Here is a 14,818-nt window from a genome sequence, read left to right as displayed (position 1 = left end):
TCCCGCCCTTGACCCCTTGCCGAGTCTCGCGCGGGCGGTCTGGCGTGCGTCAAGGCCGCGCCCTTTGGGCGCGCCGCGGAGTGGTTCCAGCCTTGACCCGCGCCAGCCGCCGCGACAATCGGCCATCCATGGCTTAAGGGCATTTTGGCCTGCGCGCTTGCGGCGCCGCTCCCCCGCACCGCAACATATCTCTGGCGACGCGCGGCGGGCCTGCTAGGCTCGCCGCTGGCGTGTTCAGGAGGGGTGCATGATCGAGCCGGTGTCCATCAGCGCAGTGCAGGCGCTGGCCGAACGCGAGCCCATATTCGTGGACGCCACCTGGTTCATGCCGGGCGCGGACCAGACCGGGGCGCAAGCCTTCGCCGCGCGCCGCCTGCCCGATGCGGTCTTCTTAGACATCGACGCGGTGTGCGACCCCACCAGCGCCCTGCCCCACATGGCGCCGGGCTCGGCGGTGTTTGCGCGCTGGCTGGCCAGAAGCGGACTGAATGGCGACGGGCGTTTCATCGTCTATGACCAGAACGGCTATGCCGCCTCGGCGCGGGTGTGGTGGACGCTGCGCCGGTTCGGCTGCGATGTGCGCATTCTCGATGGCGGGCTGGAGGCCTGGCGCAAGGCGGGCGGCGCGATAGGGGCCGGCCTCATCCCGCCGCGCGCCCCGGCGCGCGAGCGCATGCCGCGCCTGATCCGCGATGATTCGGTCTCTTGGGCTGACGTGCTCCATCATGTGGAGGCCAAAGACGCCCTGATCGTGGATGCACGCTCGCCCGGCCGCTTCGCCGGGACCGAGCCGGAACCGCGCCATGGCCTGCGCCCGGGCCGCATCCCCGGATCGGTCAACCTGCCCTTCCAGAGCGTCATCGGCGCCGACGGCAAGCTTCTGAAAGAAGACGCGCTCAAACGCGTGCTGACCGATGTCAGCCGCGAGCGGCGCATCATCACCACGTGCGGCTCGGGCGTCACGGCGGCAATCCTCTACGCCGCCTTCATCACCGGCGGTTTCCGCGATGTGCGCCTGTATGACGGCAGCTGGGCCGACTGGGGCGCGCGCAGCGATCTGCCGGTGGAAACGGGCTGAGCGGCGCCCGGCTTCAAAACGGGGCTTCCCCTCCTCTCAAACCACGCTAGCTTGGCGGCGAACACTGTTCACTGTTGTTGCAAGGGGAGGCCGGCATGGCTGGACTGGATATTCTCAAGGGCCGGCTGAGCGTGCCGGTGATCGCGGCGCCGCTCTTCATCATCTCCAACCCCAAGCTGGTCATCGCCCAGTGCAAGGCCGGCGTGGTGGGCTCCTTCCCCGCGCTGAACGCCCGCCCGCAAAGCCAGCTGGATGAGTGGCTGGACGAGATCACGTCGGAACTCGACAGCTATAACCGCGCCAATCCCGACAAGCCGGCTGCGCCCTACGCGGTGAACCAGATCGTCCACCGGTCCAATGACCGGCTGGAGGCCGATCTGATGACCTGCGCCAAGTACAAGGTCCCCCTCGTGATCACCTCGCTGGGCGCGCGCGTGGAGCTCAATGACGCCGTCCACAGCTGGGGCGGCAAGACCATGCACGACATCATCAACATCAAATTCGCCCACAAGGCGCTGGAGAAGGGCGCTGACGGCCTCATCCCGGTGTGCACCGGCGCGGGCGGGCATGCCGGTGTGATGTCGCCGTTTGCCCTGATGAGCGAGATCCGGGAATTCTTCGACGGCCCGGTGGCGCTGTCAGGCTCCATCTCCACCGGTGCGGGCGTATTGGCCGCACAGGCCATGGGCGCGGACTACGCCTATATCGGCTCGGCCTTCATCGCCACGGACGAAGCGCGCTGCGGCGAGGACTACAAGCAGGGCATTGTGGACGGCACGGCCGAGGACATCGTCTACACCAGCCTGTTCACCGGCGTGCACGGCAACTACCTGCGCCGCTCCATCGAGCAGGCCGGGCTCGATCCCGACAATCTGCCCGAAAGCGATCCGTCCGCGATGAATTTCGGCTCGGGCGGCGGCAGCGCGGCCAAAGCCTGGAAAGACATCTGGGGCTCGGGCCAGGGCATCGGCGCGGTCAAGAAAATCCAGAGCGCCGGCGGCTATGTGAGCCAGCTGCAGGCGGAATATGAGGCGGCAAAGGCGCGGATTATGGGATGAGGCAACTCAACTTCTTGAGCGAAAACGCTGTCCCGGAATTGGCGGAGCTCTCAGCTACCGAAAGCCAAGGCGGTCAGGACGACCTCATTCCACTCAATGTAGAGCTGCTGTTTGGCCCAGCGCAGATAATTACAGAGCGTTCTGTGTTCCGAATAGCGCTCAAAAAGGCATATATACGCATTATATCTGCTGGCGGCACCATAGTGAGCAGCTCTCGATACGCGAACGACCAGAAACAACAGGTTGTCGAAGTTGAAACAACGGATACCGCCGCGTTACAAAAAGGAAGCGACTTTTCTGTTCAAGGCACACTTGCACTTCCTGCTCCTGCGCAGCCCTTACCTGCCTCAATTTCAAGCAACTTCGGAAGCAAGCGCATAGCGCGTCGTCAAACCGAAGAAAACTATCGAAAAATTATTGAGCGTGTCAGAGCCCTTCCAGGAAGCCGATGGATCATACAGGAAACTCGTGGTGGATTCTTAGAGGGTAGATACTTGGGCGTAGACAACATTTGCGACATTAAGTGTGACCGAGACCTAGTTGACTTGGAAATAACACTATTTTTTGATGTAAAAGATATTACGATAATAGGATGCCACAAAGTTACCGGCTCCACCCCTAAGCCCATTAACGACAAGAGCATCATTGCGGTATCTGAGGCGCTCATCAAACAGGCTTTGGCACGAAATGGAGCGGAAATTACAATCTCGGAGGCGCGCATTGATAAAGGGGCTTGATATTGATGCAGCCTCCCTCTCGCGCATCGACCAAATAATTGGTCTGGAAGAGGAGCGGTTTGATAATTTAGTTAGAGTATCCGGGCTGCGTCCCGAAAGAGACTTCATTGGGTGCGATCTAGGTGGTGTGAATTTCTTAGATTCTGATCTGTCAAACTTTAATTTCTCGGGTTGCAATTTGGAAAAGGCCAACCTTTCAAATGCTAATATTGACACGCTTTTGGTTGACGACGCCTACGTTAGAGGTGCTACATGGCCGCCGACACACGACGATTTAGACATAGATGATTTTATTTACAACTTCACGAACGCAAAATTGAATAACAAGATAAATTATAAAGACAATAGGGATATTTTGTTTCAATTTATAGAAATTACTTTACATGGTTCAGATTTCAATGAAGATCCTGATTCAATAATTTATCTCAAATCACATCTCAATTTTTCACCGGAAATGCTTATTGACATGGGTCTGGCATTTTATCCAGCATTATTTGAACGAGTTTTTTCCGCACGGCACTATAGTCCAATCGCATATTCTAGGATCACCAGTAAAAAACGCTACGTAAAGATATTTAATACAAAACCAACGATTGCGAATGGAAGATCAATGGCTTTGACGCTCGGTGAGTTTGCTTTTTTATTAAAGAAGCCGATTTTTAGAAACCTGAGCGTCTCGAGAGCGAGAATAATAGATAGGATCGACGAATGGATCGATTTGGAATTAAATGATGCAAAGTGTGACTGGAAGCTCGATACAAACACATTGAGATTAGTCCCCAATATTAAATGACGCGATTAGCAGGGCGGGCTAAACGCCTCTTCCCTCGCGAATAAAAAAAGCCCCGGCGCACCCGCCGGGGCTTTTTCATGTCAGGCGACCGCCCCTACTCCCACAGCTCGCGGCGCCAGTAGCGCGGCGGACGCTCGTCGCGCACCTCCACCGTCACGGTGTCGGTGAAGACCAGCCCGTTGCGGTCGGTGCTGGTCACCTCGATGCGGTGCACGCCATCGGGCAGCTGAGGCAGGGCCGCGCGCCACAAATGCATGTTGCGGTCGGCGATGGCGCGCTGGGGCTGGGGCGCGGCCGGGCCGAAGCGCGAGCCCTGGAACAATTCCACGCCCTGCGCGCGCTCATTGCCCGAGCGGCTTTGCAGGGCGATGCGCGCCACGGACAGCTGGCGCTGGGCAGCGAAGGGGTCGGCCCATTCGGCGCCGATGCGCGAGGCTTCGCCAGCGCCCTCCTGGGTGCGTGTGAGCTCCAGCACGCTTCCGTCCGGCAGGCGGGCGCTGACGCGGGTTTCGGCCGAGCCGGCCCAGACATTGGCGGTCAGCCACACGCCGCCTTCAAAGTCCTGCGGCGTCAGGATGCGTGTGTCGGGCAGATCATTGATCGACAGCGGCGGGACGGGGTCGCGCTCGCGCCAGTTTTCGTTGGACCAGGCGTAGATCGCCTCGAACCAGTCGCGGAAATCGGGCGTGCTCAGGCCCACCCACTGGCCGCGGGCGGCGTCAATGCGCGCGCCGATATAGCGCTCCACATACTCAGGGCCTTCAAAGTCCAGGCGCAGATAGCCCATGGGCGCGCCCATGCGCTGCAGCGACATCGGCACGCCGTCCACATTGAAATCGCCCTGGAACCAGGCGCCCGAAGCCGCACCGGCGATGATGTGGCGGAAGGGCAGCGGGCCGATACCCGTCTGCTCGGCCCAGCCTTCGAAAATCTGGCCTGGAGCGTGGTTTTCGGTGGTGTGAGTGTGGCCCGACAAAGACAGCGCCTCGCGCCCCTCCAGCAAGGCATGGATCACGCCGGCATTATCAGTCTGGTGGCGATCGCTGGTGGCGTCCACGAAGGAGACGAACGGAATGTGGTGGGACAGAACGATCAGCCGGTCTTCCGGCGTCGCCGCAATCAGGCCCTCCAGCCACATCATCTGGGTGTCGTCCACAATGCCGTTATAGGCGGGACGCTCGGGGTCGCCGCACCAGCTGCGCCCCTCCTGGCAAGGGTAGTCCACATTGTCGAGCACCATGAAGAGCACATCGCCCTGCTCGAACGCGTAATAGGTCGGGCCGACAATCCGGCGCCAGCTATCGCCCTTGTCGGCGTTGGAGCGCGCGTCGAAATCATAATCGTGGTTGCCGATGGTCAGGTATTGCGGCGCACCGGCCATGGCGCCGATCTCCAGCAGCCGGTCCAGCAAGCCCAGATCATCGCCCACCACGTCGCCCACATAGAGCACGCAATCGCCCTCATTCAGGCCGGCCTGGGAGAGGTCATGGCCGACGGAGTCGCGAAACCAGCTGACCTGCTCGTTGGAATAGGTCTGGCTGTCGCCGATGATGGCGCAGGTGAAGGCCTCGCCCGCCGCGCCGTCACGGACCAGCGGGAAATTGACCTGCTCCGGCGCCGGGCCGGTGTCCGGCAGGCCGCCATAGCGCATCTCGTATCCCGTGCCGCCGGGCTTGTGGATGTAGAAGAACTGCGGAACGAAGCGGTGATCGGTGGGCGTGCGCCAACCGCTGGGCTGGACGATGGTCAGGTCCATGTCGTCGCGCACCGCGATCTCATAGGCGCCGTTTTCATCGGTGCGCACCCAGTCGCGCCCGTTGGAGACCAGAACGCCCGGCACGCCTGCCTCGCCCCGGCTGCGCACCCCGTCGCGGTCCGAATCTTCGAACACCACGCCGCGAATGGTCTGCCCGCCCGCGCCCGGATTGATGATTTCCGGCGACGCCTCCCAGCGGTCGGCATAGGCGGCGCCCGGCAGGGCGAGGCCCAGGGCGAGGACACAAACAAGACGCATCGTGAATCTCCCGTGATCTGTGGTCTTTGGGCTAACAGCGCAGATTGACATCTGCGTGACAAGCGGGGGCCGGGCCGCAGCGCGCCTTGGCGCGGGCGGCGCGAATAGGCGAGGATGACCGCTCACCGCGAATCGGATCGTGCGCCTTGGCCAAGTTCAACTTCTCCCGCCTGCCCTTTCTCGACCGGATCGAGGGCGCCGCGCTGAAAGCCATCGAAGCCGAGGTGGAATGGTTCTGCCTGCCCGCCGGGGCCACCCTGTTTAATGAGGGCGACGAGGCGGACGCCTTCTATCTGGTGCGCTCGGGCGCGCTGGCCGCCTTTCGCACCGCCGCCGACGGGCGCGCCGAGCTGATCGGCCATATCCGCCAGGGCGAGCCCATTGGCGAGATGGCGCTAGTGGAGGAGCGCCGCCATTCGGCGAGCGTCTACGCCCTGCGCGACAGCGAGCTGGTGCGCCTACCCAAGCCCGCCTTCGAGACCCTGACGCGCAAGCACCCGTCCCTGATGCGCGAGCTGGCGCGGATGATGATGTTCCGCCTGCGCGGCGGATCGCTGCGCCAGCGCTCCGACCCCAAAATTTTCGCCCTGATCGCCACCTCGCCCACCATCGATCTGGACTACCGCGCGCGCGAGCTGGAAAAGGCGCTGGGCGCCATGGGGCTGACCACCGCGGTTCTGGGCGAGGACGCCGCCGGCCTGTCGGCCCAGCGCTTTGACGTGATCGAGGCGCGCCATGATATCGTGCTGCTGTGCGCGCGCATGGCCGAATTTGACTGGACCCAGCGCGCCATGGCGCGTGCCGACCGGATCTGGCTTCTGGCCCGCGCCGACGCGCGCCCGTCCACGCCGCTTCTGCCCGAATCCCCCTCCCCGGCGGCGCGCCTGAAGCTCATCGACGTGGTGATGGTCCATCATGGCGGCGACCGCGCCGCGGCCCGGCCGCAGGAATGGGTGGAGGCCGCCGAGGCCGCGCGCTGCTTCCACTGGCGCCAGGGCCGGCGCGAGGATGTGTGCACGCTCGCGCGCACCCTCACCGGGCGCTCGGTGGGACTGGTGCTGTCAGGCGGCGGCTCGCGCGCCTACGCCCATGTGGGCGCGGTGCGGGCCTTGCGCGACGCCAAGATCAGCTTTGATTTCTATTGCGGCGCCTCCATGGGCGCCATCGTGGCGGCCGGTGTCGCCCTGGGCTGGGAGGATGGCGAGCTGGAGGACCGCATGCGCGCCGCCTTCGTCACCTCCAACCCGCTCAGCGACTGGACCCTGCCCGTGGTCAGCCTGATCAAGGGACGCCGGGTGGACAAGCGCCTGGAAGAGCATTTCGGCGACCGTGACATCGCCGACATGCCCCGGCCCTTCTTCTGCGTCTCGTCAGACCTCACTCTTGGCGCCGTGCGCGTGCACCGGTCGGGGCGCCTGCGCGACGCCCTGCGCGCCTCGCTGGCCATTCCCGGCCTGTTGCCGCCCGTGGTGGATGGCCAGTCGGTGCTGGTGGACGGGGCGGTGTTCAACAATTTCCCGGTCAATGAGCTCAAAAGCTTTCATCGCGGGCTCAATATCGGCTCGGACGTGACGCGCACCAACTCGATCTGCGCCGATGATTTCGTGGACCCGCCGGGTTTTTTCGGCTGGGCGATGCGCCATGGACTGAGCGATCCGCCGCCCATTGCTTCGCTGCTGCTGCGCGCGGCCACAGCCGGCACGCTGGACCAGCACGCGGCGACGCGCGACGCAGCGGACCTGCTGATCCTGCCCGAGCTGGATATGGATTTGCGCGAATGGCGCCGCTTCGACGATGCGGTCGAGGCCGGCTACGAGGCCGCCACGCGCATGATCAAGGCGATGGAGCCTGAGGATCTGGCGCGGTTTCAGGCGGGAGTGGCCTGACGCCAGACCAAGCCCTGCCCCGGACAGGCGAGGCCGCTCCGGCTGGATGCGCCCCAGGCGCAGTGCTAGCCTTCCTGAAAGCATGAAACAGAAGGCTTGTGCCATGACACTCACACGCAGACTGGCGACGCTGGGACTGGCCGCCGGTGCGGGCGCGCTGGCCACGGGCGCGGGCTTTGCCGCCCGGCGTGAGGACGATGCGCGCTGGGGCCGGGCGCCGGACCTGCCCTTCCCGGTGCAGGAAATCTATCCCGCCCTGCTGGACGGCACGCTGTATGTGGTGGGCGGCTTCGCCACCGGGATTTCCGACCGTCCGCTGGACATTTCAGACCGGGTGCTGGCCCTGACCCCCGGCGTGGATGAGAGCTGGCGCGAGCTGCCCCGCCTGCCCATCCCCACCCATCATCCGCAATGCGTCGGCCTGGACGGGACGCTCTACGCCATCGGCGGCTACACGGCGGAAAACGGCGGAGCGTGGTCGAACACGCCGCGCGTCTGGACCCTGCGCCCCGGCGAGGACAGCGCGTGGCAAGAAGGCCCGGCCCTGCCCGGACCCTGGTCGGAGAACGTGGCCGTGGCGCTGGACGGCCGCATCCATGTGCTGACCGGGCGCCGGCCCGCGGGCGCAGAAAACGCCGAATGGAACCACCAGGCGGACGTCACCGCCCACCTCATGCTGGACCCCGCCAGCGGCGACTGGACCACGCGTGCACCGGCTCCCAGCGCCCGAAACTCCGCTTCCGCCGCCGTGCTGAACGGGCGCATCCATGTGGTGGCCGGGCGCACGGTCTCGGGCGGCAACACGCCGGTGCACGAGGTCTATGATCCGGCCAGCAATAGCTGGAGCATCGCCGCACCCCTGCCCCGGCCTGCGCGCGGCCCGCACGGCTCGGGCGGGCTGGCCGCCGCCAGCGTGGGCGAGACGCTCTACGTGTTTGGCGGCGAGTGGTTTGAAGATGGCGGCGGAGTGTATGACGAGGTCTGGGCCTGGCGCGCTGGCGCAGACGCCTGGGAAGCCGCCGGCACCATGCCCACCCCGCGCCACGGCCTGGGCGCCCACGCCATTGACGGCGCCATCTACACGATTGGCGGCGCCGCCCAGCGCGGCGCAGTGGATACCAGCGCCGTGGTGGAGGTGTTCAGGCCGTAGGGGGGGCAATCACCTGCGGAATTGGTTGGCCCGTTCACCGGTCTGAGCGAGCCGCGCGGTTTCTTCGATGCGGCGCGCCCGGGTCTGCGGGGTTTTTGCCTGTTTGATCCATTCAAGGATTCCGCGCCGTGCAGATTTTGGAAAGGCGGCGAACTCGGTTTGCGCTGGCGGACGCCTGTTCAATGCTGCCGCGAGGTCAGCCGGAACAATCCCGGCCTCCACATCGTCGAGAAAGCTCCAGCTCCCATCGGCCTTGGCTGCAGCTACAGCGGCAAGCCCCGCCTCAGCCATCAGGCCGGCGTGATTCATCGCGTCGACTCTCGCCTTGTTCAGGGCCGACCAGGCGGAACCTGATTTGCGCGGCGACAGGCGCAGCATCGTCCGATCCTCATCCAGTTTGCGCGGCAGGCTGTCGATCCAGCCGAAGCACAAGGCCTCTTCGACCACCGCATCATAGGATACGTGCCTATCCGGCACGGCCTTCTTCCATGTAATCAACCAGATGGAACCTGATATGGCGTGATTGGCCTGCAGCCACGCACGCAGCCCGGCCCGGCTTGTCACCTCCACCCACGGATGATCAGCATTCATCGCCAATGCCGTGTTTCAGTTGCGGGCGCGCCCGCCAAGATGCCGGCCAACCCCCTAAAACGGAATATCGTCATCCAGCGTGTCCGACGAGAAGTCCTCGCGGGGCTTGTCCATCTGGCGCTGGCCGCCGCTGCCGCCGCCGGAGCGGTCGTCCATCTGGTCATAGCCGCCGCTGCGGCCGCCGCCATCGCCCTTGGAGTCGAGCATCTGGAGCTCGCCGCGGAATTTCTGCAGCACCACTTCGGTCATGTAGCGGTCCTGGCCGTTCTGGTCCTGCCATTTGCGGGTCTGGAGCGCGCCTTCGATATAGACCTTCATGCCCTTGCGCAGATAATTCTCGGCCACCTTCGTGAGGTTGTCGTTGAAGATCACTACATTGTGCCACTCGGTCTTTTCGCGCTTCTCGCCCGACTGGCGATCGCGCCAGTTTTCCGAGGTGGCGACCGGGAATTTGGCCATCTTGTCGCCGGACGGCATGGCCTTGATTTCCGGGTCCGCGCCCAGATTGCCCACCAGAATGACCTTGTTCACACTGCCCGCCATCACATCCACTCCCTATTGCCGTTTGCCGGCATTTTGTTCACACAATGTTCCGCGCGTCAATTCCAGCGCGCGAGTCGCGGCTCAGCGAACACGAGGCGGGCGCGTAAGTCCACCTTGCAGACCTGCGCCGCACTGAACTTCACGGGGCGCAGCGGTGTTGTGGCGAAGCCGGGCCCGCCGGTCTAGTTAGGGCGTGTTTGCTGGAGAATTTTATGAGAGAGCCGCTCAAGACCATCTCCGTGCGCGGCGCGCGCGAGCACAATCTGAAAAACGTGTCGGTGGATTTGCCGCGCGACCAGCTGATTGTGTTCACCGGGCTGTCCGGCTCGGGCAAGTCCTCGCTGGCGTTCGACACAATCTACGCCGAGGGCCAGCGGCGCTATGTGGAGAGCCTGTCTGCTTATGCGCGCCAGTTCCTGGAGCTGATGAGCAAGCCGGACGTGGACTCCATCGAGGGCCTGTCGCCGGCCATCTCCATCGAGCAGAAGACCACGTCGAAAAACCCGCGCTCCACCGTGGGCACGGTGACAGAGATTTATGACTATATGCGCCTGCTCTGGGCGCGGGTGGGCGTGCCCTACTCGCCCGCCACCGGCGAGCCGATCTCGGCGATGATCGTGTCCCAGATGGTGGACCGGCTGATGGCGCTGGAGGACGGCGCGAAGCTCTACCTGCTGGCCCCCATCGTGCGCGGGCGCAAGGGCGAATACCGCAAGGAATTCGCCGAGCTGATGAAGCAGGGCTTTCAGCGGGTGAAGGTGGACGGCGCCTTCTACACGCTGGAAGAAGTTCCCGAGCTCGACAAGAAATTCAAGCACGACATTGACGTGGTGGTGGACCGCATCGTCATCAAGCCGGGCCTGGAACAGCGCCTGGCGGACTCGCTGGAAACCGCCCTGCGGCTGGCCGACGGGATTGCGGTGGCGGAGTTTGCGGCGGCATCCTCGTCAGAGGGTAAGGCTAACGAGACCGGCGAGCGGATGATCTTCTCGCAGAAATTCGCCTGCCCAGTCTCCGGCTTCACGATCGCCGAGATCGAGCCGCGCCTGTTCTCGTTCAACAATCCGTTCGGCGCCTGCCCGGCCTGCGACGGGCTGGGCCAGAGCCTGAAGTTTGACGAACACATGGTGGTGCCCGACCGCGACAAGTCGCTCTATGACGGGGCCGTTGCGCCGTGGAGCCGCGCCACGTCCAAGCTCTATCAGCAGACCCTGCAATCGATCGCCGACCACTATGGCGCGTCCATGTTCGCGCCCTGGCGCGACCTGCCGGACACATTCCGCAAGACGGTGCTGCAGGGCACGTCGGAAAAGATCAAATTCACTTACGAAGACGGGCTGCGCCAGTTCTCCACCACCAAGACGTTTGAAGGCGTCATCCCCAATCTGGAGCGGCGCTGGCGCGAGACCGACTCCACCTGGGTGCGCGAGGACCTGGGCCGCTTCCAGTCCGCCCAGCCGTGCGAAACCTGTGGCGGCAAGCGCCTGAAACCCGAAGCGCTGGCGGTGAAGATCGACCGCACCGACATATCCCAAGCCGGCGACCGCTCCATCCGCGAGGCGCTGGACTGGTTCACACGTGTTGAGGAGACGCTGTCGCCCAAGGATCAGGAGATCGCCCGGCGAATCCTGAAGGAAATCCGCGACCGGCTGCGCTTCCTGGTGGATGTGGGGCTGGATTATCTCTCTCTCAGCCGGGCGTCGGGCACGCTGTCGGGCGGGGAAAGCCAGCGCATTCGCCTGGCCTCCCAGATCGGGTCGGGCCTGACCGGCGTGCTCTACGTGCTCGACGAGCCGTCCATCGGCCTGCACCAGCGCGACAATACGCGCCTTCTGGAAAGCCTGCGTGGCCTGCGCGATCTGGGCAATACCGTCATCGTGGTGGAGCACGACGAGGAAGCCATCGAGACGGCTGACTATGTTGTCGACCTGGGTCCGGCAGCGGGCGTGCATGGCGGCCAGATCATTGCCCAGGGCAAACCGGCCGACATCGCCGCCAATCCGGCCAGCGTGACCGGCCAGTACATGTCCGGCGCGCGGATGGTGCCGGTGCCCGAAAAGCGGCGCAAGACCAGCGCCAAGCGCCAGATCACCGTGCGCGGCGCGCGCGGCAATAATCTCAAGGGCGTGGACGCCAGCTTTCCGCTGGGCGTGTTCACCTGCGTCACCGGCGTGTCGGGGGGCGGCAAGTCCACCCTGACCATCGAGACGCTCTACAAGGCCGCCGCCCGGCGCCTGAACGGCGCGTCGGACGTGCCCGCCGACCATGACGGCGTGGACGGGCTGGAGCAGCTGGACAAGATCATCGATATCGACCAGTCGCCCATCGGCCGCACGCCGCGCTCCAACCCGGCCACCTATACCGGCGCCTTTACGCCCATCCGCGACTGGTTCGCCGGCCTGCCCGAATCCCAGACGCGCGGCTACAAGCCGGGCCGCTTCTCCTTCAACGTGAAGGGCGGGCGCTGCGAGGCGTGCCAGGGCGACGGGGTGGTGAAGATCGAGATGCACTTCCTGCCCGACGTCTATGTCGAGTGCGATGTCTGCCACGGCAAACGCTTCAACCGCGAAACGCTGGAGGTCACCTTCAAGGGCAAGTCCATCGCCGACGTGCTGGACATGACCGTAGAAGAGGCCGCCGAGTTCTTCAAGGCCGTGCCCGCCGTGCGCGACAAGATGGAAACGCTCACGCGCGTGGGCCTGAGCTATGTGAAGGTTGGCCAGCCCGCCACCACGCTCTCAGGCGGCGAGGCCCAGCGGGTGAAGCTGTCCAAGGAGCTCGCCAAGCGGTCCACCGGCAAGACGCTCTACATTCTCGACGAGCCCACCACGGGTCTGCATTTCGAAGACGTGCGCAAACTCCTGGAAGTGCTTCACGAGCTGGTGGATCAGGGCAATACGGTGGTGGTGATCGAGCACAATCTCGATGTCATCAAAACCGCCGACTGGGTCATCGATCTCGGCCCCGAAGGCGGCGATGGCGGCGGCGAGCTGGTGGCCGCGGGGACGCCCGAGGACGTCGCCGCAGTGGAGGCCAGCTGGACCGGCCGCTACCTCAAACCCGTGCTGGAACGCGACCGGGCGCGGCAGAAGAAGCTGGCGGGTTAGGCGTCGGCGCACCTGACTGGGCGTCCCTTGCCGCCTTGCGCTCCCGGGTCAGGTGGACCATGGCGGCCTCTGCGCTGACGCTGCGTTGAAGCACGTAGAACACCAGCATGATCGCGAAATAGGCCGCGAGGCCGGCCCTGAATAGGGTGGTGTCGCGATCAACGGGTAGGGTGTCGAGCCAGGCATGGACGGGCGGAGCGGCGAGATGCGCAACGCCGGCGACAATGAGCACAAAGCTCATAAGGAGCACAATGTGCGTGGCGAGCAGGCGCCAGACCATGCCCCGCGTCGCTCGCCACCCGGAGAAAATGCGGATCTTGCGGTCAACGACAGAGACCGGCACGCCCACCGCGAAGCGCACGGCCAGGATCATGAGGCCAAGATAAATTACCAATATCAGGAGTGTGGTCACGTTGGCCCAGTCCGGCGTATCGCCCGCCGCAATACCGCCGCCCGTAGTTGCAGGCAGGATGAAGGCGAGCGGGATCATGGCGGCGAACATGATCACGAACAGCACCACATACATCAGCGCGAACAGCACCGCGTACACCACAAACACCCGACCCTCGTCAGCCCAAAGCCGATACGGCGGCAGGAAATGGGGCTTGCGATCAGTCATCAGCCTGTACCAGGCAGCCTCACTGGCGACTCCCCACGCGATCAAAACCGGGACAATGGCGAAGAAGGTGGCAGCGGCCTGAATCTCCGCCCGGATCGCCTCGGGCGAGCCTTGCTCTGCGGCGGCTGGGTCTTCAAGCCCGGCGAATACCGGGCCAAACACCAGACTGACCCCCGCAATCAGCGCCAGCTCGAACACGACAAGCGCCGTGAACGCCCCGGTCCGGCTGCGCGCAATGCGAAATGGCCGCGACAGCGCGGCGCGCACGCTGAAACGCTCCGGCGCGTAAAGATCAACCATGCCCCCTCCCCTTGCAAAGATGAAGATGCAAGCTTCAGGGGAACGCTCCAGCGCGTAAAGCGCAAAGTGGCGCCAGGCCTTCCCATCGGATTTGGTGCGCACGCTGAAGGATGCGCCCCACCCTCGCCTATACAATACACCCCCAAATCCAGATCGTTTTTCCATCTAGGCGCGCGCGTTAACCAGTGCCATAGTCCCGCCGGAACAAGGGCAGAGGGGGATACGCGATGCCGATTGCAAAACGTGGGCTTGCCGAGTTTTTGGGGACGTTCTGGCTGGTGTTCGGCGGGTGCGGCAGCGCGATCTACGCCGCCGCCTTTGGCGAAATCGGGATCGGGCTGCTGGGCGTGTCGCTCGCGTTCGGCCTGACGGTGCTGACCATGGCCTATGCCATCGGGCATATCTCCGGCTGCCATCTCAACCCGGCCGTGACGCTGGGCCTGTGGGCCGGCGGGCGGTTTGAGGCGCGCGACGTGCCGGCCTATGTCATCGCCCAAGTGCTGGGCGCGCTTGTGGCGGCCGCCGCCCTCCTGCTCATCGCGCAAGGCGCGCCAGGCGAGGTGACGGGGCTGGCCTCCAACGGGTTTGGCGAGCGCTCCCCGGGCGGCTTCTCCCTGATCTCCGGTTTCTCGATCGAGCTGATCCTGACCCTGGGCTTCCTGATGGTGATCATCGGCGCCACGGACAGCCGCGCCCCGGCCGGGTTCGCCCCCGTCGCCATCGGGCTGTGCCTCACCCTCATTCACCTGATCAGCATTCCGGTCACCAACACCTCGGTGAACCCGGCGCGCAGCACCGGTCCGGCGCTGCTGGAATGGCTGGCGCTGGGCGATGGCGGGGCGGTGGGGCAGCTCTGGCTGTTCTGGGCCGCGCCCATCGCCGGCGCGCTGATCGCGGGCTTCGCCTACCGGGCGGTCTTCAAGGCCGATTGACCAGCTGCTA

12 protein-coding genes are annotated in these 14,818 nt (G+C 64.4%); 8 read left to right on the top strand and 4 right to left on the bottom strand.

The features are described from left to right. Positions 1 to 247 precede the first annotated feature (247 nt). From L2D01_06705 to L2D01_06690, 4 genes are all read left to right on the top strand, one after another. Complete coding sequence (locus tag L2D01_06705; GenBank protein ID WBQ11465.1) at positions 248 to 1,078, top strand: sulfurtransferase; 831 nt, start codon at positions 248 to 250, stop codon at positions 1,076 to 1,078. 95 nt (positions 1,079 to 1,173) lie between these two features. Continuing rightward, positions 1,174 to 2,136: a nitronate monooxygenase family protein gene (locus L2D01_06700; GenBank protein WBQ11464.1), complete on the top strand. Its 963-nt coding sequence runs from the start codon at positions 1,174 to 1,176 to the stop codon at positions 2,134 to 2,136. After that, a complete protein-coding gene (locus L2D01_06695; protein WBQ11463.1) occupies positions 2,133 to 2,873 on the top strand; it encodes a hypothetical protein in 741 nt (246 codons plus the stop codon). The genes L2D01_06700 and L2D01_06695 overlap by 4 nt, the downstream gene beginning before the upstream one ends. Further along, on the top strand, positions 2,857 to 3,666 hold the full coding sequence (locus tag L2D01_06690) for a pentapeptide repeat-containing protein (GenBank protein ID WBQ11462.1): 810 nt from the start codon (positions 2,857 to 2,859) through the stop codon (positions 3,664 to 3,666). Before L2D01_06695 ends, L2D01_06690 begins: the two co-directional genes overlap by 17 nt. A 94-nt stretch (positions 3,667 to 3,760) precedes the next feature. Here the strand turns inward: L2D01_06690 and L2D01_06685 are convergent, their stop codons facing one another. Next, positions 3,761 to 5,680: a calcineurin-like phosphoesterase family protein gene (locus tag L2D01_06685; protein WBQ11461.1), complete on the bottom strand. Its 1,920-nt coding sequence runs from the start codon at positions 5,678 to 5,680 to the stop codon at positions 3,761 to 3,763. Positions 5,681 to 5,826: 146 nt separating this feature from the next. Here L2D01_06685 and L2D01_06680 point away from each other — a divergent pair, with 146 nt between their 5' ends. Next, the gene (locus tag L2D01_06680) at positions 5,827 to 7,566 is read left to right on the top strand and encodes a patatin-like phospholipase family protein (protein ID WBQ11460.1); all 1,740 of its coding nucleotides are present in this window, start codon (positions 5,827 to 5,829) and stop codon (positions 7,564 to 7,566) included. Positions 7,567 to 7,669: 103 nt separating this feature from the next. Beyond that, complete coding sequence (locus L2D01_06675; GenBank protein ID WBQ11459.1) at positions 7,670 to 8,716, top strand: galactose oxidase; 1,047 nt, start codon at positions 7,670 to 7,672, stop codon at positions 8,714 to 8,716. A gap of 9 nt (positions 8,717 to 8,725) precedes the next feature. Here L2D01_06675 and L2D01_06670 read toward each other — a convergent pair whose 3' ends face one another. Both L2D01_06670 and ssb read right to left on the bottom strand, forming a co-directional pair. Next, positions 8,726 to 9,307 (bottom strand): YdeI/OmpD-associated family protein, encoded by a 582-nt coding sequence (locus L2D01_06670; GenBank protein ID WBQ11458.1) that lies wholly within the window; start codon positions 9,305 to 9,307, stop codon positions 8,726 to 8,728. A 54-nt stretch (positions 9,308 to 9,361) separates the two neighbouring features. After that, positions 9,362 to 9,850, bottom strand: a complete 489-nt coding sequence (ssb, locus tag L2D01_06665; protein ID WBQ11457.1) for a single-stranded DNA-binding protein — start codon at positions 9,848 to 9,850, stop codon at positions 9,362 to 9,364. 212 nt (positions 9,851 to 10,062) lie between these two features. On the opposite strand from ssb, the gene uvrA reads away from it, so the two are divergent. Beyond that, positions 10,063 to 12,957 (top strand): excinuclease ABC subunit UvrA, encoded by a 2,895-nt coding sequence (gene uvrA, locus L2D01_06660; protein WBQ11456.1) that lies wholly within the window; start codon positions 10,063 to 10,065, stop codon positions 12,955 to 12,957. Here uvrA and L2D01_06655 read toward each other — a convergent pair. Next, a complete protein-coding gene (locus tag L2D01_06655) occupies positions 12,905 to 13,876 on the bottom strand; it encodes a hypothetical protein (protein WBQ11455.1) in 972 nt (323 codons plus the stop codon). The two genes, uvrA and L2D01_06655, sit on opposite strands and share 53 nt — an antisense overlap. Before the next feature lie 227 nt (positions 13,877 to 14,103). Here L2D01_06655 and aqpZ point away from each other — a divergent pair, with 227 nt between their 5' ends. Further along, complete coding sequence (gene aqpZ / locus L2D01_06650; protein ID WBQ11454.1) at positions 14,104 to 14,808, top strand: aquaporin Z; 705 nt, start codon at positions 14,104 to 14,106, stop codon at positions 14,806 to 14,808. Positions 14,809 to 14,818: the final 10 nt, after the last annotated feature.

The sequence above is a fragment of the Hyphomonadaceae bacterium ML37 genome (genome assembly GCA_027627685.1).
Classification (GTDB): Bacteria; Pseudomonadota; Alphaproteobacteria; order Caulobacterales; family Maricaulaceae; genus Oceanicaulis.
Note: the sequence above shows the minus strand (reverse complement) of the source record. Positions and strands in the feature narration are given on the sequence as shown.

Bases quoted from the DNA above. Each gene is read 5' to 3' on its own strand.
- L2D01_06705 (WBQ11465.1), top strand. From the start codon at position 248: ATGATCGAGCCGGTGTCCATCAGCGCAGTGCAGGCGCTGGCCGAACGC.
- L2D01_06700 (WBQ11464.1), top strand. From the start codon at position 1,174: ATGGCTGGACTGGATATTCTCAAGGGCCGGCTGAGCGTGCCGGTGATC.
- L2D01_06695 (WBQ11463.1), top strand. From the start codon at position 2,133: ATGAGGCAACTCAACTTCTTGAGCGAAAACGCTGTCCCGGAATTGGCG.
- L2D01_06685 (WBQ11461.1), bottom strand. From the start codon at position 5,680: ATGCGTCTTGTTTGTGTCCTCGCCCTGGGCCTCGCCCTGCCGGGCGCC.
- L2D01_06675 (WBQ11459.1), top strand. From the start codon at position 7,670: ATGACACTCACACGCAGACTGGCGACGCTGGGACTGGCCGCCGGTGCG.
- L2D01_06670 (WBQ11458.1), bottom strand. From the start codon at position 9,307: ATGAATGCTGATCATCCGTGGGTGGAGGTGACAAGCCGGGCCGGGCTG.
- ssb (WBQ11457.1), bottom strand. From the start codon at position 9,850: ATGGCGGGCAGTGTGAACAAGGTCATTCTGGTGGGCAATCTGGGCGCG.
- uvrA (WBQ11456.1), top strand. From the start codon at position 10,063: ATGAGAGAGCCGCTCAAGACCATCTCCGTGCGCGGCGCGCGCGAGCAC.
- L2D01_06655 (WBQ11455.1), bottom strand. From the start codon at position 13,876: ATGGTTGATCTTTACGCGCCGGAGCGTTTCAGCGTGCGCGCCGCGCTG.
- aqpZ (WBQ11454.1), top strand. From the start codon at position 14,104: ATGCCGATTGCAAAACGTGGGCTTGCCGAGTTTTTGGGGACGTTCTGG.